Genomic DNA, 25,038 nt, shown 5'->3' with positions numbered 1-25,038 from the left:
ACGGCGCGTCGCCGGTCGGAGCGGCCGTCAGCGGCGGCGGACCAGCGGGAAGGGCAGCGTCTCCCGGATGGTCAGGCCGGTGAGGAACATGACCACCCGGTCGACGCCGATGCCGAGGCCGCCGGTGGGTGGCATGGCGTATTCGAGGGCGGCGAGGAAGTCCTCGTCGAGTTCCATCGCCTCGGGGTCCCCGCCGGCGGCGAGCAGCGACTGCGCGGTGAGCCGGCGGCGCTGTTCGACGGGATCGGTCAGTTCGGAGTAGGCGGTGCCGAGTTCGGTGCCGAAGGCGACCAGGTCCCAGCGTTCGGCGAGCCGCGGGTCGGCGCGGTGCTGCCGGGTGAGCGGACAGACGCCGGTCGGGAAGTCCTTGTAGAAGGTGGGCAGCTCGGTGCGCTCCTCGACCAGGCGCTCGTACATCTCCAGGACGACGTCCGCGGGGCCGTCGTCGGCGGTGTACGGCACCCCGGTGCGGTCGCAGTGCCGGTGCAGCCGCAGCAGTTCGGTGCCGGGGCCGATCTCCTCGCCCAGCGCCTCGGAGACGGCCTCGTGCACGGTCCTGACCGGCCAGGTCCCCGAGATGTCGTACTCGCGCCCGTCCCTGCGCACCACCTGGGAGCCTAGGGCGGCGGTGGCGGCGCCCTGGATCAGTTCGCGGGCGAGGTCGAGCATCACGTCGTAGTCGGCGTGCGCCTGGTAGGCCTCCAGCATGGTGAACTCAGGGTTGTGCTTGTGGGAGACGCCCTCGTTGCGGAAGGTGCGGCCGAGTTCGAAGACCTTCTCCAGGCCCCCGACGCACAGCCGTTTCAGATACAGCTCGGGGGCGATCCGCAAGTGCAGTTCGAGGTCGTAGGCGTTGATGTGGGTGGTGAAGGGGCGGGCGTGGGCGCCGCCGTGGATCTGCTGGAGCATCGGGGTCTCGACCTCCAGGTAGCCACGGTCGAGGAGGCCCTGGCGCAGTGCCTGTACGGCGGTGGAACGGACGCGGAGCACGGACCGGGCGGCGGAGCTGGTGGCGAGGTCGAGGTAGCGGCGGCGGACCTTCGCCTCGGGGTCGGCCAGTCCCCGGCGCTTGTCGGGCAGCGGTCGCAGGCACTTGGCGGTGAGCTGCCAGTCGGTGACGAAGACGGTCGGCTCGCCCCGGTCGCTGCGCCCGGCGCGTCCGGTGGCGGTGATCAGGTCGCCGATGTCGGTGTCGGCCCTGAACCGGTCGAGGGCGGCGCCGGAGGCGTCGCGGGTGAGGGCGAGTTGGCGGTCGCCGGACCAGTCGCGCAGCACGGCGAAGACGATGCCGCCGAAGTCGCGGACCAGCATGATCCGCCCGGCGACGGTGGCCCTCTCGCCGTCGCGGACCTCGGCGAGGGCGCGGATCGGCGGACCGGGCGCCACCGGGTAGGGGTCGACCCCGGCCGCCCGCAGCCGCTCCAGCTTGCGGCGACGCATCCGGAACTGGTCCGGCAGACCGGTGTCCCGGGCACCGGCCCCGGCCTCGTCCCCTCCGACGGGACCGGGCACCGGCGCGGACCGCGGCCCCTCGACGGGACGCGGTCCGGCCTTCGGGTGCCCTTTTCCCCAGAGTTTGCGCAGGGACGGTACGGGGACGAAGCCTTCGGCGATGCCGGAGGCGAGGCCGACGCGGGCCAGCGAGCCGGCGTCGCCGTAGCAGAGGAAGCGCGGGTACCACTCGGGGCGGTACTTGGCGTTGGAGCGGTACAGGGCCTCCAGCTGCCACCAGCGGGAGAAGAACAGCAGCAGCCGGCGCCACAGCCGCAGCACCGGTCCGGCGCCGATGCGGGCGCCCTCCTCGAAGACCGAGCGGAAGACCGCGAAGTTCAGCGAGATCCGGCGCACGCCCAGCCGGGGAGCGGCGGCGCACAGGTCGGCGACCATGAACTCCATGACCCCGTTGGGAGCGGCGCGGTCCCGGCGCATCAGGTCGAGGGAGACGCCGTCGACGCCCCAGGGCACGAAGGAGAGCAGGGCGAGCAGCCGGCCGTCCTCGGCGAGCGCCTCGACGAGCAGGCAGTCGCCGTCGGCGGGGTCGCCGAGCCGGTCCAGGGCCATGGAGAAGCCGCGTTCGGTCTCGGTGTCGCGCCAGGCGTCGGCCTTGTCGACGACCTCCTCCATCTCGCTCTCGGTGAGTGCGGCGTGGCGGCGGATCCGGGTGGTGGCGCCGGCCCGGCGGACGCGGTTGACGGCCTGTCGGGTGACCCGCATCTCCCGGCCGCCCAGGTCGAAGTCGGCGACGTGCAGGATGGCCTCGTCGCCGAGTTCCAGGGCGCCGAGCCCGGCGCGCACGTAGGCTTTGGCGCCGTCCTCGGAGGCGCCCATCACCGCGGGCACCCAGGCGTGCCTGCGGGCCACGTCCAGCCAGGCGGCGATGGCGTGGGGCCAGGCCTCCGGGTCGCCGACGGGGTCGCCGCTGGCCAGGCAGACGCCGGCCTCGACGCGGTGGGTGACGGCGGCCTTGCCGCTCGGGGAGAAGACCACGGCCTTGTCGCGGCGGGTGGCGAAGTAGCCGAGGGAGTCCCGGTCGCCGTAGGCCTTCAGGAGGGCGCGGATGCGGCTCTCCTCGTCGCCGTGCAGGGCCGCTTCCAGGCGCTGGGAACGGAACAGGGTGGCGGCGGCGTTGAGCAGGGCCAGGGCGCCGAAGAGGCCGAGCAGGAAGGCGACGAAGCGGGGCGGGCGGCCGCCGTAGCTGTAGCCGGGGACCAGGCCGCCGCAGACCCGGTCGGCGGCGTAGGCCAGGTGCTGGCCGTGCGGGAGCGAGCCGGGGAAGAGCGAGACCAGTCCCCAGCCGGCCAGGATCGCCACCAGCAGGCCGACGACGAGGACGGCGAGGGCGCGGCGGACCGCGGCCCGGCGGGAGGCGGCGTAGAACTCCCCTCTGGCCACGATCAGCAGGGCGAGGGCGAACCCGCAGACCAGCAGTGAGCTGAACGAGTACCAGTCGAAGCCGAGGACGACGACCAGGACGTCGGCCAGCACCAGCAGGCCGAGGTAGACCACCAGCAGCCACCAGGCGACCTTCTTGCGGGCCGCGGTGGCGCCGCCGAGCAGGAACAGGAAGACGGCGTAGGCGAGGTTGGGGCTGACCGGCACCACGACGGCGTCGACGAAGTGCACGACGGGCCGGAGCAGGACGCGCAGCGGGGCGATGAAGGAGAGCAGGGCGCACAGCAGGGCCAGGGCGCCGAAGAAGGACCCGAAGGCCTCCGGCACCCAGTGCGTCCGCCCGGCGGCGGGCGGAGGTATCCGGCCCGCCGGGTCCCTGCCCGTGGCGGGCTGCACGGCCGCGCTCATGTTCCGACTGTAGGAAGGGCGCGCCCGGCTCGCCCGTCGGGCACCCCGGGCCACTTGCCGGACCTGCGGATTCCGATAGCCTCTGGCCCGTGGCGGAACAACACCAGTTCGAGCGGGGCACGGACGGGCCCAAGGTCATCGTGGTCGGCGTGGACGGCTCCGACTCCTCACTGCGCGCGCTCTCCTACGCCGGCGGCCTGGCCCGGCGGCAGCGCGCGCTGCTGGCCGTGGTGTACGTGCAGCCGGTGCTCGCGGCGGGGGCGGTGCTCGGGGCGCCGGTGGCGGAGACCACCGACGAGATCGCGGAGGACCTGATGCAGCAGATCAGGGACGCGGCCGAGCGGGTCAGGGGGATATTCGAGGTGCGCTGGGAGTTCCACACGTTCCGCGGCGACGCCTACAACGGGATGGTGAAGGCGGCGGACGAACTGAAGGCGGACGCGGTCGTGGTGGGCTCGTCCGAGCAGGCGGGGCACCGGTTCATCGGCTCTGTGGCGATCCGTCTGGTGAAGGCGGGACGGTGGCCGGTGACAGTCGTTCCGTAGCGGGTTCCCGGGGCAGCAGCAGGGGGGTCGCCAGCAGCAGCACGCCCGCGAGTGCGATGGCGGTACGGGGTCCGGTGAGGCTCGCCAAAAGGCCCCACAGGGCCGTCAGGGCGGCCGTGGTGGCCTTGCCGGTGATCGACCAGGCGGACAGGGTGCGGGCGATCCGGTCGTTCGGGATGTGTTCGAGACGGCGGGTGGCGTACACCGGGCTGTAGACGGCCGAGCAGGTGATCACTCCGAACTCCAGGACCATCACGAGGAGCAGTCCGGCCGCTCCGGGGCGGACGAGGGCCAGCCCGACCGGCCAGACGGCGCGCAGGGTGGCGGCGGCGCGCAGCACGCGCAGCTGTCCGTGGCGGGCGACCAGCGGGCGGGCCAGCCGGGCGCCGAGGAGGCCGCCGAGGCAGGGCGCGGCGAAGGCGAGGCCGTACTCCCAGGGGGTGAAGCCGAGCCGGCCGAGCATGAGGACGGCCAGCGGTGGGACGGCGACCATGATCAGGGCGTTGGCCGCGAGGTTGTTGAAGAACAGGGGCCGCAGGGCGGGACTGCCGAGGATGTGCCGCCAGCCGTGCAGCAGGTCGGCGGCGCGCAGGCGGTCCCCGCCGGTGCGGCCGGGGCGGGGCTCGCCGCCGCCGACGGCCCGGATGCCGAGCGCGGAGAGCAGGAAGCTGACGGCGTTCGCCGTCACCGTGGTGACGGGTCCGAACAGGCCGATCGCGGCGCCGCCGAGGGGTGGTCCGAGGACCAGTGCGGTCCAGTTCGTGGACTCGAAGCGGGCGTTCGCGGTGAGCAGCCGGTCGGCGGGCACCAGTCCTTTCAGGAAGGCGCCGGAGGCCGCGTTGAACGTGATGTCGGCGGCCGCCGTGACGACGGAGACGAGCAGCAGCTGACCGAGTCCGAGGAGACCGAGCGCGTAGGCGGCGGGCACGGTCAGCAGTGCGCCGAACCTGACCAGGTCCATCGCCATCATCACCGGCCGCTTGCGCCGGAACTCCACCCACGGTCCGAGCGGCACCGCCACGAGCGCGCCCACGGCGGGTCCGGAGGCGGCGAGCAGCGCCACCTCCGCGGAGCCCGCGTGCAGCGCGACGACGGCGATCACGGAGAACGCGTCGAAGGCCAGGTAGGTGCCGAGCGCACTCACCGAGTAAGCGGCCCACAGCCACCCGAACCGCCGTCCCATGCACAACCTCCCGTTGACCCGGGACATGAAAACGTGCAGGTGGCCGCCGAATCAAACAACCCGCGGCCGGGCTGCCACAACCAAGGGTTGTACGGTGTGGGGATGGACCTGACAGCGGTGCGCACCTTCGTCTCGGTGGCCGAGTCGGGGCAGTTCCAGGAGGCCGCGGCGGTGCTGGCCGTCACCCAGCAGGCCGTCTCCAAGCGGATCGCCGCCCTGGAGCGGGAGCTGGGCGTGCGGCTGTTCACCCGTACCGCCCGGGGCGCCGACCTGACCGTGGACGGCCTGACCTTCCTGCCGCACGCCCGTGAGCTGCTGCTGGCCGCGGAACGGGCGGCGGCCTCCGTACGGCCGGGGCGGCGCGCGCTGCGGGTCGACGTGATCGGAGCGCGGCTCGCCCCCGCGGCGCTGCTGCGCGGCTTCCACGAGGCGCACCCGGAGATCCCCCTGGACGTCGTCACCCTGTTCGACGTGGACTCGGCGCTCACCGCGCTGCGCTCCGGTGCGGTGGACGCGTCCTTCCGTGCCGTCGCCATGCCCGGCCGCCCGCTGCCGCGGGGCGTCGAGTCCGTCCGGGTGTACGACGAGCCGGTCCAGGTGCTCACCGGCCCCGGGCACGCCCTGGCCGGCCGCCGCTCGGTCACTCCCGGGGAGCTGGCCGGGCACCGGATCTGGATGCCGGGCATCGTGGAGGGGACCGAGTGGGCCGCGTACTACGCGTCCCTCGCCGCCGAGTTCGGCCTCACCATCGACGCCTCGGGCCCCAACTTCTCCGGGGCGCTGCAGGACGCGCTCGCCCGCTCCGCGGGCCTCGCGACGCTCGTCAGCGAGCGCACCGATCTGGCCTGGCCGGACGGGCACGGACTGCGCCGCATCCCACTGGTCGACCCGACCCCCGTCTACCCGCACTCCCTGGTGTGGACCACCGCCAACCCGCACCCGGGCCTGGTCGCGCTGCGCGCCCACCTCACGGCCGGCCGGCCGCCGGGAGGCGCGGCCCGGACCTGGACGCCCGGCTGGGCCGAGACCGTGCGTGGCGTCTTCCGTCCGTGACGCCGCTGAGCCATCATGATCGGCCGTCAGCCGTTCGCGATCGGCGAAGAGGTGAGGCACATGGCCAAGCTCCGCATGGGCGAAGGAATTCTCCGTCGCAAACCCATCGAACACATCGAGGAGACGGAGGTCACCGAGGGCGCCCGGCTCGACCGATCGCTCGGGCTGCTCCAGCTGACCGCGATCGGTGTGGGCGGCATCATCGGCGCGGGCATCTTCACCCTGGCCGGCACGGTGGCCAACGAGACGGCGGGGCCGGCGGTGCTGGTCTCGTTCCTGATCGCCGGTGTGGCGAGCGCGTGCGCGGCGCTGTCGTACGCCGAGTTCGCCGGGCTGATCCCCAAGGCGGGGTCGGCGTACACGTACGGCTACGCGGTGCTCGGCGAGTTCGCGGGCTGGTTCATCGGCTGGGACCTGCTGCTCGAGTACACGGCGATCGTGGCGGTGGTGGCGATCGGCATCTCGGGCTACTTCAGTTTCCTGGTCGAGCAGATGGGCGCGAACCTGCCGCACTGGATGCTCGGCGCCCCCGGGACCGGCTCCGGGCACCGCGTCGACCTGTTCGCCGCCCTCCTGTGCCTGCTGATCGCGTACCTGCTCAACCAGGGCATCCGCAGCGCGGCCCGTTTCGAGACGTTCGTGGTCGCCCTGAAGGTGCTGGTGGTGCTGCTGGTGATCGGTGTCGGCGTGTTCCACATCACCGCGGCCAACTACCACCCCTTCTTCCCGTTCGGTGTCACCGGGGCGTTCACGGGCGCGGCCACCGTGTTCTTCGCCGTCTTCGGGTACGACGCCATGTCGACGGCGGCCGAGGAGTCGAAGGACGCGCAACGGCACATGCCCAAGGCGATCATCTACTCGCTGGCGATCTCGATGGTGCTGTACGTGGCGGCCTGCCTGGTCCTGACGGGCATGCAGAACTACAAGGACATCGACCCGGAGAGCGGCTTCTCGACGGCGTTCAAGTCGGTGGGGCTGAGCGGGCTCGCGGACGTGATCGCGGTGGGCGCGATCATCGGCATCCTCACGGTGATGTTCACGTTCATGCTCGGTGTCACCCGGGTGTGGTTCTCGATGTCCCGGGACGGGCTGCTGCCCGCCTGGTTCGCGAAGACGCACCCGACGCGGCACGTGCCGACCCGGGTGACCTGGATCGTCGGGGTGGCCTCCGCCCTGCTCGCCGGGTTCGTGCCGATCGGCGAGGCGGCCGAGCTCACCAACATCGGCATCCTGCTGGCGTTCGTGGTGGTGTGCGTGGCGGTGATCGTGCTGCGCTACCGGCAGCCGGACCTGCCGCGCGGCTTCCGTACCCCGTGGATGCCGTTCGTGCCCGCGCTGGGTGTGCTCTTCTCGCTCTGGCTGATCACGTTCCTGAAGTGGCAGACCTGGGTGCGGTTCGCGGTCTGGTTCGTGGTCGGGTGCGTGATCTACTTCGGTTACTCGTACAAGAGGTCGCGGCTGGCCGGGCGTTAGGGCCTGTCTGACAATTCCCGCCTGCCACGCTCCGGGCGGCGACGGGAATTGTCAGACAGGCCCTAAAGCACGCGGAGGAAGTCGAGCAGGAGGGCGTTGAACTCCTGCGGTTTCTCCAGGTTCGGGTAGTGGTCGGCGCCCTCGACGACTTCGGCGCGGCCGTCGGGGACCTCGCGGGCCAGGCGTTCGGCGGCGGCGAGCAGGTCGGCGGGTTCCAGCCCGCCGTTGACCGTGAGCACCGGGACGTCGATCTTCGGGACCCGGGGCCAGGAGCCGGTGACGGGCACGAGCCGGTCCGGTTCGTCGGGGGTGTGCTTGGAGAGGGTGTGCAGGGCCAGTTCCCGCAGCCTGCGCGGGATCTCCGGGTCGACGTCGGCCAGGGTGCGGTGCTCGCCGGCCACGACGCGCAGGAAGGCGTCGAGCCAGCCGTCGATGTCACCGGCGGCCAGGGTGCGGGCGTACTCGGCCTGGAGTCCGGTGTGCCAGGGGTCCGTGTACCGGAAGTCGCCGGTGGCGGCCCCGCAGGTGACCACCGCGCGGACCAGCTCCGGGTGTTCCAGCACGGTGTCGGTGGCGATCACCCCGCCCATCGAGACGCCGACCAGCACGGCGGGTCCCGCGTCGAGGTGGCGCAGCAGCTCCGCGAGGTCGTCGGCCCAGCGGAACGGCCTGCTCGCGTTGGCGGAGAAGCCGTGACCGCGCACGTCCGGTGCGACGACCCGGTACTCGGCGGCGAGTGCCGGGACCTGCCGGTACCAGAAGCGGTGGTCGACGTATCCGGCGTGGATCAGCACCACCGGGTCGCCGGAGCCGGTGTCGAGGTAGGCGAGGTCGCCGTCGGAGGACGGGAAGAAGCGGAGGTCCGCAGCATCGTTCATGACAACCAAGGTGTCATCATCGCGAGTTTTTGACAACTGGGTTGTCATGCCGATCGGGGTGCATCATGGCCGGGTGAACGACATCGACAAGCCCCTCGCCCCCGACGAGCTGGGTGAGCGCATCACCGAGGTGTTCGATCTGATCGGCCCGCTGTACCGGCGCGCCTTCCGCAAGATCGAACAGGGCGAGGGGATCGAGGGGGCCTCCGTCGGCGTGCGCTCGGTGCTGGACCTGCTGCGCCGGTACGAGCCCATGACGGTGCCCCAGATGGGCCGGATCATGGCGCTGAGCCGGCAGTTCGTGCAGCGCATGGTGAACGACGCGGTGGCGCGCGGCTGGGCCGAGGTCACGCCCAACCCGGCACACCAGCGCTCCTCGCTGATCCGCCTCACGGAGGAGGGCCGGGCGACCATCACCGCGGTCCTCGCCCGCGAGCACGCCCTGAACCGGCAGGTCGGCGGCGATCTGACCGACGCCGAGATCACGGCGTGCGTACGCGTGCTGAAGCAGATGCTGGCGGCCTTCGCCCACGTCGACGTGGAGTGACCGGCACCGCTCGGCGCCGCTACTCTCCCATGACCAGCCCGTCCTTGGCGGCCCCGCGGCTGAGCACCACGTCCCGGATGGCGTCCCGGGCGGCCGTGTAGTCGGCGCCCTTGGCGATGGCCGCGTCGAGGTCGACGACCCGGCCGGCGTCGACGTCGTACAGCTGCGGGATGAACTCCGCCCTGGCCACCTCCCAGCGCCCGCCCGGCCGGGCGGGCGGGGTGAAGGTGAAGCGGGCGACGGTGGACTCGTTGCCGCGCGGGTCCGGCCGGCCCTGGCTGTTGTCGAGCTCGCCGGCGAGCTGGTCGCCGAGGCTGTAGACGACCCAGGTGCCGTTGACCTTCTCGTAGGCCTGCGGGATGTGGGCGTGGGTGCCGAGGATGAGGTCGATGTCCGGGCGGCCGCCGGTCCGTGCCGCGGTGAGCCGGCCGGCGAGGGCGAGCTGCTGTTCGTCGGGGGCGTCCTGCCCGTCGGTGCCCCAGTGCACGGAGACCACGACCACGTCGGCGCCGGCCCGCCGGGCGGCGCGGGCGTCGGCGAGGATGCGGTTCTCGTCCAGGAGGCCGACCGCCCAGGGCTGGCCGGGCGGCAGCTCGTTGCCGTTGACGTCGTAGGTGTAGGAGAGCTGGGCGACCTTGGCGCGCCCGGCCTTCAGCAGGGTGAGCGTGCCGGCCTCGGCCTCGGTGCGGGCGGTGCCGGCGTGCCGCAGGCCCACCTGGTCCATGGCGTCGAGGGTGCGGCGGACACCGGCCGCGCCGTCGTCCAGGGCGCGGTCGGAGGCGGTGGAACAGCCGTCGTACCCCACGGCGGCGAGGCCCTGGAGGAGCTGCGGTGGGGAGGTGAGGCCGGTGGGACCGCCGTCGGCGGCGGTGACCGTCGCCAGGTGACAGAGCGCCAGATCGGCCCGGGAGACCACGGGCGCCACCCCGGCGAGCATCGGGCGGAAGTCGTAGCCGCTGGTGCCCGCGTCGAAGTTCGCGTGCTCGATCGCGGACTTCTGCGGCATGACGTCACCGGAGGCGACGAGGGTGAACGCCCCGGCGGCGGCGGTGGGGGCGGGCCGGCCCGAGGGCGTCGCCCGCTCCTGCCGTTCGTGGTTCGTGCAGGCGGCCGCGGTGGCGAGGAGGGCGGTCAGGGCCAGGGCCGCCTGGCGTCTGCGATTGATCATCAGGAGCACCCCAGAGTCGCAAGCCTTGTCCTATTTACAGATCAATGGGTACGAAGGTGGACGGAGCCCCAAACAACTCAGGCGCCCCGATTGACCCATCCGGGTCGGGTACAGGGGGCGACGGACCGTTCGTCGCACCGTTCGCCGACGCGATCGACCGTCCGTCGCAGATCCCGGTGCGCCCCCTGTCCCGGGGCCCGGCCCTGCGATGCCATACGGCCATGACGGCCGGAACCACCCTTCCCCACGGGCTTCCCGACGGGCTGCACGCCGGGACGACGACCGCCGAGCACGAGCTCGCCGCGCTCCAGCGCGAGCACGGCCGACCCCTCTTCGCGCTGCTGCTGCGGCTCAGCGACGGTGACCGGCAGCGCGCCGAGGACCTGGTCCAGGAGACCCTGGTACGCGCCTGGCAGCACCCCGAGGCGCTGCGCGCCGACGCGTTCGACTCCGTGCTGCCCTGGCTGCTCACCGTCGGCAGGCGGCTCGCCATCGACGCGCGCCGGGCGCGGCAGGCCCGGCCGCCCGAGGTGCACGACGCCGTCCTGGAGAACACCCGGGCGGTCGGCGACCACGCCGACCGCGCGGTCGCGACGCTGGACGTCCGGGAGGCTGTGAAGACTCTCACTCCGGAACACCGCGACGTGCTGGTGCTGGTGTATTTCCAGGGGGCGAGTGTTGCGGAGGCCGCCCAGGCACTCGGCATCCCGCCCGGTACCGTGAAGTCGCGGGCGCACTACGCGCTGCGCGCCCTGCGCCGGGTCCTTCCCGGTTACGCACCCGACCTGCGCTGAAACCGCGAGTCAGGCAAAGCCTTCGCAAAGCGCCTTGCTGAGGACCGTGTTTGAGCAATCAGCTGTCCTCATCCGTGTTCCGCACCGGGAGAGGGACGGACCCGGGGTCGGGGCCACGCGCACACCGGAGGAAGGCAGGACGGGATGCTGCACAGAGGTCAAGAGAGCACGGGCGGGGCCGGTAGCGGGGAACTGGCGGTCCCGATGGCCTGGTTGTACGCCGAGTACATCGCCGACGAGCTGCTGCGCACCGGCGATCTCATGCCACCGACGTCCTTCGAGTTCAGAGCCGGCCGTGACGCGCTGGCGCTGACCGTCTTCCTCTCCGACACGGACGGCGAACTGTCGGGCATCCGGGTCGTGTCCCAGTTGGAGACCTGGCTTTCGCTCACGGCGTACGACCAGCCGTGGCAGGAGTGGGTGCGCGAACGCATGGCCGCGGTGGCCGCCGAGTCGGCCCGGTCGGGCGGCCCGGCACCGGACCTGGAGCTGGCCGCGGCCGCCTGGCGCTGGCTGGAGGAGACGGAACTGCTCGCGCCCGACCTGGACGCGGTGCCGGGCGGCGGGGGCGTGCTCGGCGAGGACGACGGACCGAAGGTGTGGACCGCCGCCTGGCGGCTCGGTCTGCCCCTCGGACACCTCGCCATCCATCTTTTTTGATTCAGGACCAATCCGCGGGCCCGGCCGCTCCGAATCCGTTGGTTACGATTCTGTACGTGCCTTGAGTGAATCCTCTGCCGACTGCGTACGGGTGGGAGCAAGGAGCAACGAGTAACCCCACTCCCACCCTTCGGCACGAGGATTCGGCATGAGGTCCCTGGAAAGGCATCGCGACGTCGGCGCGTACGCGCTCGGCGTGCTGGACGAGGCGGAGGCCTTCCGCTTCGAGGACCACCTCATGGAGTGCGCTCGCTGCGCGGCACACGTGACAGAGTTCGGCCCCGCCGCACGGCAGCTGATGCTGTACCGCAGGGCCACGCCGCGCTTCGTGCACCCCATGGCCCAGCCCGGTCCCCGGTTGCTGGACAGACTGCTCGCCGAGGTCGCCACCCGGCATCGCGCCAAGCGCCGCAGGCTGCTGTACGGCCTCGCCGCCTCGGTGGTGTTCGCGGTCGCGGGCCCCGGCATCATGGCCTACGCGGGGCACGAGACCGTCCCGGCCGTGCAGGTCGCCGCCACCACCGACGCGCAGTCGGGCGTGTGGGCGCAGGTCAAGGAGGCGGACACGGACTCGGGCACCGAGGTCGAGCTGAAGGTGAAAGGCGCGAACGGGCCGCGCTCCTGCCGGCTGATCGCCGTGGGCGACGACGGCTCCGAGCAGATCGTCACCACCTGGGCCGAACGGGACCACGACGGCCGCGTGAGCACCATGGCGGGCGGCTCCTCGATGCACCCCGACGAGATCGACCACTACGAGGTGCGCAGCGCGGACGGACAGCGCCTCGTGACCATCGAGCCCAAATGAGCGCCGGTCACTTGATCAGCCGGGACAGCCTGCGGTCCGCGAGCGGCTTGCCGCCCGTCTGGCAGGTCGGGCAGTACTGCAGCGAGGAGTCGCTGAAGGAGACCTCGCGGATGGTGTCACCGCACACCGGGCAGGGCTCGCCGGTCCGGCCGTGGACCCGCAGTCCGCTCTTCTTCTCCGCCTTGAGCCGGCCCGCCGCCAGGCCGTGGGAGCGCTCCACCGCCTCGCGGAGGGTGCCGCGCAGCGCCTCGTAGAGGCCGTGGACCTCCTCCGGTGTCAGGGAGGCGGCCAGCTTGAACGGTGACATCCGCGCCGCGTGCAGGATCTCGTCGCTGTAGGCGTTGCCCACCCCGGCGATCAGGCTCTGGTCGCGCAGGGCGCCCTTGAGCTGTCGCCGTTCGCCCCCCAGCAGGGCGGCGAGCCGGGCCTCGTCGAAGCCGTCGGCGAGCGGGTCGGGGCCGAGCCGGGCGATACCGGGAACCTCCCGCGGGTCGCGGACGATGTACACGGCGAGCTTCTTCTGGGCGCCGGCCTCGGTGAGGTCGAAGCCCGCACCGGTCTCCAGGGCCACGCGCATCGCCAAGGGGCCCTTGCCGGGCCGGGGCGGGCCGTCCGGGAGCCGGTCCTTCCACTGGAGCCAGCCCGCGCGGGCCAGGTGGGTGACGAACCGCAGGCCGCCGTCGCCCTCGATGTCCAGGAACTTGCCGTGCCGGTGCACGGCGACGACCTCGCTGCCCTGGAAGGCGCCGACGGGCGGGTCGTACGTCTTCAGGACGCTGATGGCGACCGGCAGCACGCGGACGACCTCGTGGCCGATCAGGTTCTCGGTCAGGAAGTCCCTGAGCGCTTCCACCTCGGGCAGTTCGGGCATGTGTCCAGAGTGCTATCCGGGGCCCGCGGGGTCAGGCCGCGTCGGTCTTCTTCGGCATCCGGAACTCGCACCACACCGCCTTGCCGCCGCCCCGCGCCTCGACGCCCCAGGCGTCGGTCATCATGTCGACGAGCAGCAGCCCGCGTCCGGACACCCCGCTCTCGCCCGCCTCACGGCGGCGCGGCAGGGCACTGGAGGAGTCCTCGACCTCCACGCGCAGCCGGCGTTCGCTGCCGCCGAGGACCCTGAGGGTGACGATCGCGGAGCCCTCGGTGTGCATCAGGGCGTTGGTGATCAGCTCGTCGGCGACGAGTTCGATCTCGTCGGCGCGCTCCTCGGCGCCCCAGGCGCGGACGGCCGCGCGGATCATGTGCCGGGCCAGGCTGAGCGCCTCGGGATCACCGGACGCCACGTGCTGCTGGAGGCGGCCGACGGCCTGGGTGCTGTCCTGGCCGCGGCGGCGCAGCAGGAGCAGGGCCACGTCGTCGTCGCCGCCGCGCTCCTCGGCGATCTCGATCAGCCGGTCGGCAAGGTCCCGTACGTCCCCGGGTCCGGCGGCGACCTGCTCGGACAGGGCGCGCATCCCGTCGCCGAGGTCCGCGCCGGGCGTCTCGACCAGCCCGTCGGTGCACAGCAGCAGGATCTCGCCGGGATCCAGTTCCAGGGTGGACACCGGGTACTCCAGGCTCCCGAACTCGGCGGACAGGCCGAGCGGCAGCCCGCCCTCGACGGGCACCCGGCGGCAGCCGCCGTCGGCGCCGCGGACCAGCGGGTCGATGTGCCCGGCGCGGACCACCTGGACGACGCCGGTGGCCAGGTCGGCCTCGGCGTACAGGCAGGTGGCGAAGCGGTCGGTGTCCAGTTCGTCCAGGAAGACCGAGGCGCGGGCCATCACGGTGGCCGGGGCGTGGCCCTCGGCGGCGTAGGCGCGCAGCACGATGCGCAGCTGGCCCATGACGGCCGCGGCGTGCGTGTCATGGCCCTGGACGTCGCCGATGACCGCGCCGACCCGTCCCCCGGGCAGCGGGATCAGGTCGTACCAGTCGCCGCCGATGTCCCGGCCCAGGGAGCCGCCCGCGCTCGCCGAGCGGTAGCGGACCGCGACGTCGGCGCCGCGCACGCTCGGGATGGTGCGCGGCAGCATCGCCTGCTGGAGGCCCTGGGCGAGGTCCTTCTCCTGCTCGTAGAGCATGGCCCGCTGGAGGCTCTGCGCGATGCTGCTGCCGAGGGCGACCAGGACGGCTCGTTCCTCGTCGGAGAAGCCGTGCCGGTCGTTGTAGAGCAGGCCCATGGCGCCGATGGGGCGGGCCTGGGCGATCAGCGGCAGGTAGGCGGCCGAGGTGATGCGCAGGCCGGTGATGTGCGGCCACAGGATCGGGTAGCTCTCGGCGAAGTCCTCGGCGGACTCGATGAAGCGCGGGGTGAGGGTGCGCACCACCTCGCCCATCGGGTAGGGCTCCTCCACGCGGGTGATCCGGGTGCCGGGCACGAAGCTGCCCACCGGCCCCTCCGCGACCAGCCGGATCCGGCCGGCCTCCACCAGGCCCATCACCAGGCTGGTGGCCCCCAGGTTGGGGATGCCCTGGGCGTCCTTGAGGGCGTCGATGACGTCCTGGACGCTGCGGGCGTGCGCGAGGGCGGCGGTGATGACCTGGACGACGTTGCTCTGCTGCCGCAGCGCCTCGTCCTGGGCGGCGCGCGGGCTGTGCGCCTCGCTGTCCTCCAGTTCCCGGGTGGCGTCCCGGACGATGCCCACGACCCGGCGCGGGCGGCCCGTCCCGTCCCGCCGGATGTAGCCCTGGGTGTGGGTCCAGCGCAGGGTGCCGTCGCGGCGGCGGATCCGGAAGTACGCCCCGTAGTTCTCGCTGCCGTCCTTGATGGCCTGGGACACCACCGCGTCCAGCCGGCTGCCCTCCGACAGGGGCACCCGCACCGCGAGGCCCTCGGGGCGGCCGTCGTACTCCTCGGGGAGCAGGTCGAACACCTCGTACGCCTGGGCGTCCAGGTGGAACAGACCGGCGTCCAGGTCCCAGTCGAAGGTGCCCAGGCGGTTGAGTGCCAGGATCGGGTGGTCCGGGTGGGCGGGCCAGTCGTCCGGGAGTGACGGAGCGCTCGCTCCCCGATCAGCCATGGGGCCACCATGCCAGGGGAACCCAGGACGGGCAATTCATCCCTATTGTCTGCTTCACTCGCCCGGGTTACGCAAGCGCGGACGCGAGGTACACAGGGTGACGGGCCCCTTCCCGACACGGGGCACAGGCAGGAGCGCACGGTCGTGGACTGGTTCACCGCACCCGGGTACTGGCTGAGCCGGCTGGTCTTCCAGCGGGCCCTGGCCGGCGTGTACCTCTTCGCGTTCCTGACGGCGGCGCTCCAGTTCCGGGCCCTGCTCGGCGAGCGCGGGATGCTGCCGATCCCGAGGTTCGTGGCGCGGGTCCCCTTCCGGCGCGCACCGAGCCTCTTCCACCTGCGGTACTCGGACCGCCTCTTCGCGGGCTGCGCCTGGACGGGCTGTGCGGTGGCGGTGGCGCTGCTGGCGGGCGCCGACTCCGAACTCCCGCTCTGGGCCGGGATGCTGCTGTGGCTGGTGCCGTGGGCGCTGTACCTGTCGATCGTGAACGTCGGCCAGACGTGGTACGCGTTCGGCTGGGAGTCGCTCCTCCTGGAGGTCGGCTTCCTGGCCGTGTTCCTCGGCAACGACGAGGTGGCCCCGCCGGTCGTGGTCCTCTTCCTGCTGCGCTGGATCCTGTTCCGGGTGGAGTTCGGGGCGGGCCTGATCAAGATGCGCGGGGACGCCTGCTGGCGCAAGCTGACCTGTCTGCACTACCACCACGAGACCCAGCCGATGCCGGGTCCGCTGAGCTGGTTCTTCCACCATCTGCCGGGACCGGTGCACAAGGCGGAGGTGGCCGCGAACCACGTCACCCAACTGGTCGTTCCCTTCCTGCTCTTCACCCCGCAGCCGATCGCGACGGCCGCCGCGTCCCTGATGATCCTCACCCAGCTGTGGCTGGTGGCGTCCGGCAACTTCTCCTGGCTGAACTGGATCACCGTCGTCGTGGCCCTGTCGGCGCTGCGGCTGCCCACGGACCGTACGACCGCGCCCCCGGCCCCGCTGTGGTTCGAGGTCGTCGTCCTCGCCGTGACCGCGCTCATCCTGTTCCTGAGCCACCGTCCCGTGGTGAACATGATCTCCCGCCGCCAGGTCATGAACCGTTCCTTCGACCCCCTCCACCTGGTCAACACCTACGGCGCCTTCGGCAGCGTCAGCCGGATCCGGTACGAGGTGGTGGTGGAGGGCACCCGGGACGGCACCCCGCGCGAGGACTCCGACTGGCGGGAGTACGAGTTCAAGGGCAAGCCGGGCGACCCCCGGCACTGGCCGCGCCAGTTCGCGCCCTACCACCTGCGCCTGGACTGGCTGATGTGGTTCGCCGCCCTCTCCCCCGCCTACGCCGGCGACTGGTTCGGCGGCCTGGTGGAACGCCTCCTGGAGGAGGACCGCGACACCCTGCGGCTGCTGCGCCGCTCCCCGTTCCCGCCCGGTGAACCCCCGCGCTTCGTCCGGGCCCGCCTCTTCCGCTACCGCTACACGACCTGGCGGGAGCTGCGGGAGACGGGCGCCTGCTGGGAACGCACATACGTACGGGAGTTCATGCCGCCGACCCGCCTGGCGGGCACGGCACGACGGCCGTAGCCCCGAGGGCGGCCCGGCTCACCCGGATCGGTTCACAGGCCGTACACGTGGGTGGCGGTGGTTTCGAAGACGGCGGTGTGTTCGGTCGGGGGGATCAGCCGGCGTGCCGCGTCGAGGACCTCGGCGTAGCTCCCGGCCAGCGTGCACACCGGCCAGTCCGAACCGGCCATCAGCCGGTTGGGGCCGAAGGCGTCCAGCACGGTCTCGGCGTACGGGCGCAGGTCGTCCAGGGTCCAGGAGGCGGGGTCGGCCTCGGTGACCATGCCGGAGAGCTTGCAGACGGTGTTGGGCAGGGCGGCGAGGGCGCGTACCGCGGTGGCCCACGGCTCCGTGCTGCCCGCGGCGATGGGGGGTTTGCCCAGGTGGTCGAGGACGAAGGTGAGCCCGGGGTGCGAGCGCGCGGCCTCGGCGGCGGCCGGGAGCTGGTGGGGCAGCACGACGAGGTCGTAGACGAGGCCCGCGTCGGCGACGGCGGTGAGGCCCCGGTGGACGTCGGGGCGCAGCAGCCACCGCGGGTCGGGTTCGCCCTGGACCTGGTGGCGGACGCCCTTCAGGTACCGGCCGCCGGGGAGTTCGCGGAGCCGGGCGAGTTCGTCGGCGACGTCCGGGCGGGTCAGGTCGGTCCAGCCGACGACTCCGGCGACCAGGTCGTGGGTGTCGGCGAGGGCCAGGAACTCGGGGGTCTCCTCCGGCACGGTGACCGTCTGTACGAGGACGGTGCGGGTCACGCCCGCCGCGCGCGCCTCGGGTTCCAGGTCCGCGACGGTGAAGGTCCGCCTGAGCGGCTGGAGTTCGGGCCCGGTGAGCCAGTCCTGGTCCCGTACCGAGAGGTCCCAGACGTGGTGGTGGGCGTCGACGGTCACGGCAGCTCCCACACGACGGGCAGACCGGCCTGCGCACCCGCCTCGGAGTAGTCGTGGACGACGTCGAGGAGGTCGGCCATCCGGGCCTGCCAGGCGAGGTTGACCGGCAGCTTCTCCAGTTCGGCGAGGAGGCGGCCGTAGTCGGTGCAGTCCAGGACGTGGAAGAGGTCGGTGCCGCTGCGCCAGATCGTCCAGGAGGTGGCGCCCGCGGCGCGGATGGCGTCGGTGAGTTCGGTGGGGACCTCACGGTGGGCGGCCTCGTACTCGGCGACGCGGTCGGGGCGGACCTTGGTGTGCAGGGCGATTCTCATGGCCGTTCCTCGGTGGGTACGGGTGCGTCGGGGGGCAGCAGCCCGGTGTCGCGCAGCTCCTGCCAGAAGGCGGCCGGGACGGGCGCGGCGAACTGCCGTGCCGCGTCCGCGATCTCGGCCGCCGAGCGGGCGCCGACCAGGACGCTCGCCACGGCCGGGTGGGCGGCGCAGAAGGCGAGGGCGGCGGCCCGGAGGGTGCTGCCGTGCTGTTCCGCGAGCGACTTGAGACGCAGGGCGCGGGAGAGCAGGCCGTCCGGCGCCTGGGCGTAGTCGTAGGTCGCGTCCGGTTTCGGATCGGCCAGCAGACCGGAGTTGAAGGCGCCGCCGATCACCACCGAGACGCCGCGCTCCTCGGCCGCCGGCAGCAGGTCGGTGAGGGCGCTCTGGTCGAGGAGGGTGTAGCGGCCGGCGCACAGCACCACGTCGACGTCGGTGTCGCGGACGAACCGGGTGAGCATCGCCGTCTGGTTCATGCCCGCGCCGATCGCGCCGACGACCCCTTCGGAGCGGAGTCTCGCCAGTGCCGGGTAGCCCTCGCGGAAGGCCTGTTCGGCGTGGTCGTCGGGGTCGTGGAGGTAGACGACGTCGACCCGGTCGAGGCCGAGCCGGTCCAGGCTCGCCTCCAGGGTGCGGCGGATGCCGTCGCCGGTGAAGTCCCAGACCCGGCGGTGGGTGTCGGGGACGGCGAAGCCGTGCGCGAGGTCGTCGCCGGTGCCGGCGGCCGGTTCCAGTCGGCGGCCGACCTTGGTGGAGAGCGCGTAGGAGTCCCGGTCGTACGCGCGCAGCGCCTCTCCCAGGCGCCGTTCGGACAGGCCGAGGCCGTAGTGCGGGGCGGTGTCGAAGTAGCGGATGCCCTGCTGCCAGGCGGCGGCGACCGTGTCGTGCGCCTGCTGGTCGGGGACTTCGGTGTAGAGGTTGCCGATCACGGCGGCGCCGAGGCCCAGGGGGCCGACCCGGACGCCGCCGCGGCCGAGGGTGCTCACTGTCCCGCCGGGCGAAGACGCAGGCCCTGCAGGCCGCCGTCCACCGCGAGGGAGGTGCCGGTGGTGGCGCCGGACAGGGGGCTCGCCAGGTAGGCGATCGCGCCGGCCACCTCGGCGGCGGAGACCAGACGGCCGGAGGGCTGGCGGGCCTCCAGCGCGGCGCGTTCGGCGGCCGGGTCGGGGGCCTTGCCCAGCAGGCGGCCGATCCACGGGGTGTCCGCCGTACCGGGGTTGACGCAGTTGACGCGCACGCCGTCGCGGACGTGGTCGGCGGCCATGGCCAGGGTGAGGGAGTACACCGCGCCCTTGGTGGCGCTGTACAGGGCGCGTTGGGGCAGCCCGGCGGTGGCGGCGATGGAGCAGGTGTTGACGACGGCCGCGTGCCGCGAGCGGCGCAGGTGCGGCAGGGCGGCGCGGGCGGTGCGGACCATGCCGAGGACGTTGACGTCGAAGACGCGGTGCCATTCGTCGTCGTCGTTGTCCTCGACGGTGCCCTGGGCGCCGATCCCCGCGTTGTTGACCAGGACGTCGAGTCCGCCCAGGGCCTCGACGGCGCTCGTCACGGCCGCGCGCACGGAGGCGTCGTCGGTGACGTCGGCCTGGAAGCCGAGCAGCGGCTTCTCGACGGCGGACGGGTCGAGGTCGAGGACGGCGACCTGGGCGCCGCGCTCGGCGAGGAGTTCGGCGGTGGCCCGCCCGATCCCGGAGGCGCCGCCGGTGACCAGGGCCTTCAGGCCCGCGAAGTCGGTCATGCCGCCTGTCCCTTCTGCGTCTGCGCGTCGGCGGCCCAGAAGGTGCCGCCGGGATAGGTGTACTCCGCGACGGACTCCGGCCGCATGGCGGCCGAGAAGCCCGGTGCGGTGGGTGCCGTGTAGTGACCCTCGCGGATCACCACCGGATCGAGGAAGTGGTCGTGCAGATGGTCGACGTACTCGATGACCCGGTCCTCGGTGGTGCCGGAGACCGCGAGGTAGTCGAACATCGAGAGGTGCTGGACGAGTTCGCACAGTCCGACGCCGCCCGCGTGCGGGCAGACCGGGACGCCGAACTTGGCGGCGAGCAGCAGGACGGCGAGGTTCTCGTTGACGCCGCCGACCCGGGCCGCGTCGATCTGGACGATGTCGAGGGCGCCGGCCTGGAGCAGTTGCTTGAACATGATGCGGTTCTGCACGTGTTCGCCGGTGGCGACCCGGATCGGGGCGACGGCCCGGCGGACGGCCGCATGGCCGAGGATGTCGTCGGGGCTGGTGGGCTCCTCGATCCAGTACGGGTCGAACTCGGCGAGGGCCTTGGTCCAGCGGATCGCCTCGTCGACGTCCCAGCGCTGGTTGGCGTCGACGGCCATCCGGATGTCCGGGCCGACGACCGCGCGGGCGACCCGGCAGCGGCGGACGTCGTCGGCGAGGTCGGCGCCGACCTTCAGCTTGATCTGCCGGAAGCCGTCGGCGACGGCCTGGGCGGCGAGCCGGGTGAGCTTCTCGTCGTCGTAGCCGAGCCAGCCGGCGGAGGTGGTGTAGGCGGGGAAGCCGCGCTCCAGGAGGCGGGCCCGGCGCTCCGCGGCGCCCTCGCGGCCCCGGCGCAGGAGGGCGAGGGCCTCCTCGGGGGTGAGGGCGTCGGTGAGATAGCGGAAGTCGATCTGGCGGACGATCCACTCCGGTTCGGCGTCGGCGAGCAGCTGCCACAGCGGTTTCCCGGCACGGCGGGCGGCGAGGTCCCAGACGGCGTTGATCACCGCGCCGATCGCCATGTGCATCACCCCCTTCTCGGGTCCGAGCCAGCGCAGCTGGCTGTCGCCGACCAGGTCCCGGTAGAGGGCCGAGGGGTCGTCGCAGATCTCGTCGACCGGGCGGCCGAGCACCTGGTTCCGCAGCGCGTCGATCGCGGCGACCTGGACGTCGTTGCCCCGCCCGATGGTGAACGTGAACCCGTGTCCCTCGTGCCCGTCGGCGGCGTCGGTGCGCAGCACGACATACGCCGCCGAGTAGTCGGGGTCCGGGTTCATCGCGTCGGAGCCGTCGAGCTCGCGCGAGGTGGGGAAGCGGATGTCGTGGGTGTCGACCGCAATGACGCGGGCGGGACTCGCGGACACGGGTTGCCTTTCGGTCGGGGGGAGGGCGGGGCGCGGACCGGTCAGTCCTGGGCCCGTCCCGTGGTGACACGGGCGATCATGAGGGCGACGAGGATGATGCCGCCGTAGATGGCCTGGATCCAGAACGACGGCACCTGCGCCAGGGTGAGCAGGTTCTGCACGACACCCAGCAGGAGTACGCCGGTCAGGGCGCCGAACATGGTGCCCTTGCCGCCGTCCAGACTGATGCCGCCGATCACCGCCGCCGCGAACACCGTGAAGATCATGTTGTTGCCCTGGTTGGCGCTGATCGCGCCCACGTACCCGGTCTGCATGATGCCGCCGACGGAGGCGAGGACCCCGGCGACCACGAACACCCCGAGCATCACGCGGTCGACGCGGATGCCGGCGGCGCGGGCCGCGTCGGCGTTGCCGCCGATGGCGTACAGGGCGCGCCCGACGCGGTGGTACTTCAGGACCAGGCCGGTGACCGCGAAGGCCACCGCGGCCAGCCACACCGACAGGGGGACGTCGAGGAAGGTGGAGGTGGCCAGGGTGAAGAAGCTGTCGGGCATCCCGAACAGGGTCTTGCCCTTGGTGGCGCCGACCAGCACACCGCGCAGCACGATCAGCATGGCGAGCGTCACGATGAAGGCGTTCAGCTTGAACTTCACGACCAGGATGCCGTTGAAGGCGCCGACGGCGGCGCCGACGACCAGGATCGCCACCATGGCGAGCGCGGCGGGGAACCCGGTGCCCCAGCCGGACTCGGCGGACGGCAGCACCAGCAGGGCGCCGACCGCGGGCGCGATGCCGACGACCGATTCCAGGGAGAGGTCGAACTTGCCGGTGATCAGGACCAGCGACTCGGCGAGCACGACCATCGCGAGGGCCGCGGAGGCGCCGAGGATGGAGATCAGGTTGCGTTCGGTGAGGAACGAGTCGTTGACCACCGCGCCGAGCACCATGAGCAGCAGCAGGGCGGGGACGAGGGCGAGTTCACGGGCGCGGCGCAGGAGGACGGTGCGGGCCGCGCGGGGGTCCGGGGAGCGCACCGGGGTGAGCGGCGGGGCCTTGGTCTCAGCCATGGTCCACTCCTTCGGACGGGGAGTCAGCTCCCGGGGGCATGGAGTCCACTCCTTCTATGGAGGCGATCAGCTCGTGGTCGTGCCAGCCGGCCGGGTGTTCGGCGACGATCCGGCCGTGGAAGAGGACGAGGACACGGTCGCAGCGGCGCAGGTCGTCGAGTTCGTCGGAGACGACCAGCACGGCGGTGCCGTCCTCGCGGGCGCTGTCCACGCGGGCCAGCAGGGACTCCTTGGACTTCACGTCGACGCCCGCGGTGGGGTTGACGAGGACCAGGAGCCGGGGGTCGGAGGCCAGGGCGCGGGCCATGACGACCTTCTGCGCGTTGCCGCCGGACAGGTCGGAGACCGGCTGGTCGGGGCCCTCGGCGTGGATGTCGAGGCGTTCGATGAGCCCGGTGGCGAAGCCGCGCTTGCGGTCGGTGCCGACGAACCCGCCGCGGCCGAGCCGGTCGAGCACGGTCATGGTGGCGTTGTCGCCGATGCTCATTCCGGGGACCAGGCCCTGGTCGTGCCGGTCGCGGGGCACGAAGCCGACCCCGGCCCCGAGCGTGGCGCGCACGTCACCGAACGGCAGCGGCCGCTCCGCCACCCGGGCGGTGCCACCGGTCGGGGTGCGCAGCCCCGCGATGGTCTCGGCGAGCTCGATCTTGCCGCTGCCGCTGGTGCCGGCGAGTCCGACGACCTCCCCGCTGCGGACGGTGAGGTCGATGCCGTCGTACGACTCGGAGCTGAGCCCCCGTGCGCTGAGCACCACGGGTGCCGCGGCGGGCACCGCGTCCCGGGCCCGCTGGTCCTGCCGGGTGACGGCCTCCCCCGCCATCGCCTCCACCAGGGCGGCCCTGGGCAGGTCTGCGACGGGGGCGGTGATGATCCAGCGGGCGTCGCGGAGCACGGTGACGGTCTGGCAGACCTCGTAGACCTCCTGGAGGTGGTGCGAGATGAACAGGAAGGTCACGCCGGAGTCCTGGAGTGCCCGCATCCGGCCGAACAGCCGCTCGATCTCGCGGTTGTCGAGCTGGGCGGTCGGCTCGTCCAGGACGATGAACCGGGCGCCGAAGCTGAGCGCCCGGGCGATCTCGACCATCTGGCGGTCCTCGACCTTGAGGTCGGCGGTGCGGGCCTCGGGGTCGACCCGGACGTCCCAGGTGTCGAGGAGCGCCGCGGCCTCGTGGTGCAGCCGTCGCCAGCTGATGAACCCCCGCCGCAGGGGCTGCCGGTTGATGAAGAGGTTCTCGGCGACCGTCAGTTCGGGGACGACCGTGGGCTTCTGGTAGACGCAGGCGACCTTGCGCCGCCACGCGTCCCGGTCGGCCGGCGGGGGCGCGGGTTCGCCGTCGAAGCGGACCGCGCCCTCGTCCGGGACCTGGAGCCCGGTGAGGACGTTGACCAGGGTGGACTTTCCGGCGCCGTTGCGGCCGACGAGGGCGTGGGACTCGCCGGGCAGCACGGTGAGCCGGCCGTCGGCGAGCGCGACGGTGGGGCCGTACCGCTTGACGATGTCCCGGGCCTCAACAAGTGGCGTGATCATTTGACCGTGTTGCCCCACAGCTTCGGGTCGTCCACGTTCTCCTTGGTGACCAGGGGCGCGGGCAGCTGGTCCTCCAGGATGCCGTTCGGCAGCTTGACGATCGTGGAGTCGTGGTCGGTCGGGCCCGGCTGGAACGTCTTCCCCTCCATCGCCGCCTTGATGTAGTACAGGCCGTACTTGGCGTAGGCGTCGGCGGGCTGGGAGACGGTGGCGTCGATCTGGCCCTTGCGGATGGCGTCGAACTCCTGCGGGATGCCGTCGTTGGAGACGATCTCTATGTGCCCGCTCTGCCCGGCGGTCCTGAGCATGCCCTTGGACTTCAGGGTCTGCAGGGTCGGCGCGAGGTAGACACCGCCGGCCTGCAGGTAGATGCCCTTGATGTCGGGGTTGGCGTTGAGCAGGGTGCCCAGCTGGGAGGCGGCCGTGTCGGACTCCCACTTGGCCGGGATCTCCAGGACCTTGAGCTTCGGGTACTTCTTCTTCACGCAGGAGCGGAACGCCTCGGAGCGGTCCCGGCCGTTGACCGAGGCGAGGTCGCCCATGACCTGTACGACCTTGCCGCTGGTGACGTGCTGCCCGAGGTAGTCGCAGGCCTTGGTGCCGTAGGCGACGTTGTCGGCGCGCACCACCATGGCGACCTTGCCCTTGTCGGGCGCCACGTCCACGGCGACCACCGGTACGCCCTTGCGCTCGGCCTGGTCCAGGCCGGCCTCGATGGCGGCGCTGTCGAGCGGGGCGACGACCAGGCCCTTCACGCCCTGGTTCAGTTCGTTGTTGATGTCGGTGATCTGCTGCGAGGGGTCGCTGTTGGAGTTGACCGTCTTCAGCGCCTCGACACCCTCGGACTTCGCCATCTTGGGCACGTAGTCGTTGTACGACTGCCAGAACGGCGAGGTCAGCAGGGGCAGGACCACCCCGACCTTGCCGGTGCCGCCGCCTTTGGCGCTGCCGCTGCCGGTGTCCTTGGTGCTGCCGCACGCGGCGAGCGCGAGCGAGGCACCGACGGCCAGGGCCGTCGCGCCGATGATCCGGGACCGGTTCCGCTTCCTCAGTGTTCTGCCGTGCATCTGGCAGCTCCTCATCGAGCGTGTTCGAGCAGATGACCGCATACTTATCAGACCACTCGGCGGTATCAACACCCCGCAGACGCGATTTTCCCGCCGAACAGGCGGTATTGGTCGGACCACCTTGCTGGTTAGACTGCGGCGCACCGGCAACAGGAG

At 72.3% G+C, this 25,038-nt stretch carries 22 protein-coding genes; 8 read left to right on the top strand and 14 right to left on the bottom strand.

Annotated elements, in window-relative coordinates; translation table 11 throughout:
* Nucleotides 1–27 precede the first annotated feature (27 nt).
* On the bottom strand, nucleotides 28–3,300 hold the full coding sequence (gene lysX, locus AB0958_RS11455; protein WP_366890142.1) for a bifunctional lysylphosphatidylglycerol synthetase/lysine--tRNA ligase LysX: 3,273 nt from the start codon (nucleotides 3,298–3,300) through the stop codon (nucleotides 28–30).
* Nucleotides 3,301–3,389: 89 nt separating this feature from the next.
* Here lysX and AB0958_RS11450 point away from each other — a divergent pair, with 89 nt between their 5' ends.
* Nucleotides 3,390–3,845, top strand: a complete 456-nt coding sequence (locus AB0958_RS11450) for a universal stress protein (protein ID WP_366890141.1) — start codon at nucleotides 3,390–3,392, stop codon at nucleotides 3,843–3,845.
* Here AB0958_RS11450 and AB0958_RS11445 read toward each other — a convergent pair.
* Nucleotides 3,781–5,028 carry an MFS transporter gene (locus tag AB0958_RS11445; RefSeq protein ID WP_366890140.1) on the bottom strand — a complete coding sequence of 416 codons (1,248 nt, stop codon included), beginning with the start codon at nucleotides 5,026–5,028 and terminating at the stop codon, nucleotides 3,781–3,783. The two genes, AB0958_RS11450 and AB0958_RS11445, sit on opposite strands and share 65 nt — an antisense overlap.
* 102 nt (nucleotides 5,029–5,130) lie before the next feature.
* Here AB0958_RS11445 and AB0958_RS11440 point away from each other — a divergent pair, with 102 nt between their 5' ends.
* Both AB0958_RS11440 and AB0958_RS11435 read left to right on the top strand, forming a co-directional pair.
* A complete protein-coding gene (locus AB0958_RS11440; protein ID WP_366890139.1) occupies nucleotides 5,131–6,081 on the top strand; it encodes a LysR family transcriptional regulator in 951 nt (316 codons plus the stop codon).
* Nucleotides 6,082–6,141: 60 nt separating this feature from the next.
* Nucleotides 6,142–7,554, top strand: a complete 1,413-nt coding sequence (locus AB0958_RS11435; RefSeq protein ID WP_366890138.1) for an amino acid permease — start codon at nucleotides 6,142–6,144, stop codon at nucleotides 7,552–7,554.
* Nucleotides 7,555–7,616: 62 nt separating this feature from the next.
* Here the strand turns inward: AB0958_RS11435 and AB0958_RS11430 are convergent, their stop codons facing one another.
* Entirely contained in the window at nucleotides 7,617–8,432 is an 816-nt protein-coding gene (locus AB0958_RS11430; protein WP_366890137.1) for an alpha/beta hydrolase, read from the bottom strand.
* Nucleotides 8,433–8,505: 73 nt separating this feature from the next.
* Here AB0958_RS11430 and AB0958_RS11425 point away from each other — a divergent pair, with 73 nt between their 5' ends.
* Nucleotides 8,506–8,979 (top strand): MarR family transcriptional regulator, encoded by a 474-nt coding sequence (locus AB0958_RS11425; protein ID WP_366890136.1) that lies wholly within the window; start codon nucleotides 8,506–8,508, stop codon nucleotides 8,977–8,979.
* A 19-nt stretch (nucleotides 8,980–8,998) separates the two neighbouring features.
* On the opposite strand, the gene AB0958_RS11420 is transcribed toward AB0958_RS11425, so the two are convergent.
* The gene (locus AB0958_RS11420) at nucleotides 8,999–10,147 is read right to left on the bottom strand and encodes a CapA family protein (protein WP_366890135.1); all 1,149 of its coding nucleotides are present in this window, start codon (nucleotides 10,145–10,147) and stop codon (nucleotides 8,999–9,001) included.
* A gap of 221 nt (nucleotides 10,148–10,368) precedes the next feature.
* On the opposite strand from AB0958_RS11420, the gene AB0958_RS11415 reads away from it, so the two are divergent.
* The 3 genes from AB0958_RS11415 to AB0958_RS11405 all read left to right on the top strand — a co-directional run bounded on the left by AB0958_RS11415 (nucleotide 10,369) and on the right by AB0958_RS11405 (nucleotide 12,406).
* Nucleotides 10,369–10,941: a sigma-70 family RNA polymerase sigma factor gene (locus tag AB0958_RS11415; protein ID WP_366890134.1), complete on the top strand. Its 573-nt coding sequence runs from the start codon at nucleotides 10,369–10,371 to the stop codon at nucleotides 10,939–10,941.
* Nucleotides 10,942–11,085: 144 nt separating this feature from the next.
* Entirely contained in the window at nucleotides 11,086–11,601 is a 516-nt protein-coding gene (locus AB0958_RS11410) for a hypothetical protein (protein ID WP_366890133.1), read from the top strand.
* A gap of 148 nt (nucleotides 11,602–11,749) precedes the next feature.
* The gene (locus AB0958_RS11405) at nucleotides 11,750–12,406 is read left to right on the top strand and encodes a zf-HC2 domain-containing protein (protein WP_366890132.1); all 657 of its coding nucleotides are present in this window, start codon (nucleotides 11,750–11,752) and stop codon (nucleotides 12,404–12,406) included.
* A gap of 7 nt (nucleotides 12,407–12,413) precedes the next feature.
* Here the strand turns inward: AB0958_RS11405 and AB0958_RS11400 are convergent, their stop codons facing one another.
* Together AB0958_RS11400 and AB0958_RS11395 are read right to left on the bottom strand one after the other, a co-directional pair.
* Nucleotides 12,414–13,277, bottom strand: coding sequence for a DNA-formamidopyrimidine glycosylase family protein (locus AB0958_RS11400; protein ID WP_366890131.1), 864 nt, complete (start codon nucleotides 13,275–13,277; stop codon nucleotides 12,414–12,416).
* A gap of 31 nt (nucleotides 13,278–13,308) precedes the next feature.
* The gene (locus tag AB0958_RS11395; protein WP_366890130.1) at nucleotides 13,309–15,408 is read right to left on the bottom strand and encodes a SpoIIE family protein phosphatase; all 2,100 of its coding nucleotides are present in this window, start codon (nucleotides 15,406–15,408) and stop codon (nucleotides 13,309–13,311) included.
* A gap of 144 nt (nucleotides 15,409–15,552) precedes the next feature.
* Between AB0958_RS11395 and AB0958_RS11390 the strand changes: the two genes are divergently transcribed.
* Nucleotides 15,553–16,974 (top strand): lipase maturation factor family protein, encoded by a 1,422-nt coding sequence (locus AB0958_RS11390; RefSeq protein WP_366890129.1) that lies wholly within the window; start codon nucleotides 15,553–15,555, stop codon nucleotides 16,972–16,974.
* 32 nt (nucleotides 16,975–17,006) lie between these two features.
* On the opposite strand, the gene AB0958_RS11385 is transcribed toward AB0958_RS11390, so the two are convergent.
* From AB0958_RS11385 to AB0958_RS11350, 8 genes are read right to left on the bottom strand one after another with little or no spacing between them, the layout of a single operon-like run.
* Complete coding sequence (locus tag AB0958_RS11385; RefSeq protein WP_366890128.1) at nucleotides 17,007–17,837, bottom strand: amidohydrolase family protein; 831 nt, start codon at nucleotides 17,835–17,837, stop codon at nucleotides 17,007–17,009.
* Nucleotides 17,834–18,148 carry an L-rhamnose mutarotase gene (locus AB0958_RS11380; RefSeq protein WP_366890127.1) on the bottom strand — a complete coding sequence of 105 codons (315 nt, stop codon included), beginning with the start codon at nucleotides 18,146–18,148 and terminating at the stop codon, nucleotides 17,834–17,836. Before AB0958_RS11380 ends, AB0958_RS11385 begins: the two co-directional genes overlap by 4 nt.
* Nucleotides 18,145–19,131, bottom strand: coding sequence for an aldo/keto reductase (locus tag AB0958_RS11375; protein WP_366890126.1), 987 nt, complete (start codon nucleotides 19,129–19,131; stop codon nucleotides 18,145–18,147). Before AB0958_RS11375 ends, AB0958_RS11380 begins: the two co-directional genes overlap by 4 nt.
* Entirely contained in the window at nucleotides 19,128–19,883 is a 756-nt protein-coding gene (locus tag AB0958_RS11370) for an SDR family oxidoreductase (RefSeq protein ID WP_366890125.1), read from the bottom strand. The genes AB0958_RS11375 and AB0958_RS11370 overlap by 4 nt, the downstream gene beginning before the upstream one ends.
* A complete protein-coding gene (locus tag AB0958_RS11365; protein ID WP_366890124.1) occupies nucleotides 19,880–21,220 on the bottom strand; it encodes an L-fuconate dehydratase in 1,341 nt (446 codons plus the stop codon). Before AB0958_RS11365 ends, AB0958_RS11370 begins: the two co-directional genes overlap by 4 nt.
* A 41-nt stretch (nucleotides 21,221–21,261) precedes the next feature.
* Nucleotides 21,262–22,287, bottom strand: coding sequence for an ABC transporter permease (locus AB0958_RS11360; RefSeq protein WP_366890123.1), 1,026 nt, complete (start codon nucleotides 22,285–22,287; stop codon nucleotides 21,262–21,264).
* A complete protein-coding gene (locus AB0958_RS11355; RefSeq protein ID WP_366890122.1) occupies nucleotides 22,280–23,815 on the bottom strand; it encodes a sugar ABC transporter ATP-binding protein in 1,536 nt (511 codons plus the stop codon). The genes AB0958_RS11360 and AB0958_RS11355 overlap by 8 nt, the downstream gene beginning before the upstream one ends.
* Entirely contained in the window at nucleotides 23,812–24,882 is a 1,071-nt protein-coding gene (locus AB0958_RS11350; RefSeq protein ID WP_366890121.1) for a sugar ABC transporter substrate-binding protein, read from the bottom strand. Before AB0958_RS11350 ends, AB0958_RS11355 begins: the two co-directional genes overlap by 4 nt.
* Nucleotides 24,883–25,038 lie beyond the last annotated feature (156 nt).

The sequence above is a fragment of the Streptomyces sp. NPDC006655 genome (assembly GCF_040703965.1).
Lineage (GTDB): Bacteria > Actinomycetota > Actinomycetes > Streptomycetales > Streptomycetaceae > Streptomyces.
The sequence above is the reverse complement of the archived record's forward strand: the minus strand, read 5'-3'. Positions and strand labels throughout refer to the sequence as shown.

What these genes read in the sequence shown, in the direction of transcription:
- lysX (WP_366890142.1), bottom strand. Translation starts at nt 3,300, where the DNA reads ATGAGCGCGGCCGTGCAGCCCGCCACGGGCAGGGACCCGGCGGGCCGG.
- AB0958_RS11445 (WP_366890140.1), bottom strand. Translation starts at nt 5,028, where the DNA reads ATGGGACGGCGGTTCGGGTGGCTGTGGGCCGCTTACTCGGTGAGTGCG.
- AB0958_RS11440 (WP_366890139.1), top strand. Translation starts at nt 5,131, where the DNA reads ATGGACCTGACAGCGGTGCGCACCTTCGTCTCGGTGGCCGAGTCGGGG.
- AB0958_RS11435 (WP_366890138.1), top strand. Translation starts at nt 6,142, where the DNA reads ATGGCCAAGCTCCGCATGGGCGAAGGAATTCTCCGTCGCAAACCCATC.
- AB0958_RS11430 (WP_366890137.1), bottom strand. Translation starts at nt 8,432, where the DNA reads ATGAACGATGCTGCGGACCTCCGCTTCTTCCCGTCCTCCGACGGCGAC.
- AB0958_RS11420 (WP_366890135.1), bottom strand. Translation starts at nt 10,147, where the DNA reads ATGATCAATCGCAGACGCCAGGCGGCCCTGGCCCTGACCGCCCTCCTC.
- AB0958_RS11415 (WP_366890134.1), top strand. Translation starts at nt 10,369, where the DNA reads ATGACGGCCGGAACCACCCTTCCCCACGGGCTTCCCGACGGGCTGCAC.
- AB0958_RS11410 (WP_366890133.1), top strand. Translation starts at nt 11,086, where the DNA reads ATGCTGCACAGAGGTCAAGAGAGCACGGGCGGGGCCGGTAGCGGGGAA.
- AB0958_RS11405 (WP_366890132.1), top strand. Translation starts at nt 11,750, where the DNA reads ATGAGGTCCCTGGAAAGGCATCGCGACGTCGGCGCGTACGCGCTCGGC.
- AB0958_RS11400 (WP_366890131.1), bottom strand. Translation starts at nt 13,277, where the DNA reads ATGCCCGAACTGCCCGAGGTGGAAGCGCTCAGGGACTTCCTGACCGAG.
- AB0958_RS11395 (WP_366890130.1), bottom strand. Translation starts at nt 15,408, where the DNA reads ATGGCTGATCGGGGAGCGAGCGCTCCGTCACTCCCGGACGACTGGCCC.
- AB0958_RS11380 (WP_366890127.1), bottom strand. Translation starts at nt 18,148, where the DNA reads ATGAGAATCGCCCTGCACACCAAGGTCCGCCCCGACCGCGTCGCCGAG.
- AB0958_RS11370 (WP_366890125.1), bottom strand. Translation starts at nt 19,883, where the DNA reads ATGACCGACTTCGCGGGCCTGAAGGCCCTGGTCACCGGCGGCGCCTCC.
- AB0958_RS11360 (WP_366890123.1), bottom strand. Translation starts at nt 22,287, where the DNA reads ATGGCTGAGACCAAGGCCCCGCCGCTCACCCCGGTGCGCTCCCCGGAC.
- AB0958_RS11355 (WP_366890122.1), bottom strand. Translation starts at nt 23,815, where the DNA reads ATGATCACGCCACTTGTTGAGGCCCGGGACATCGTCAAGCGGTACGGC.
- AB0958_RS11350 (WP_366890121.1), bottom strand. Translation starts at nt 24,882, where the DNA reads ATGCACGGCAGAACACTGAGGAAGCGGAACCGGTCCCGGATCATCGGC.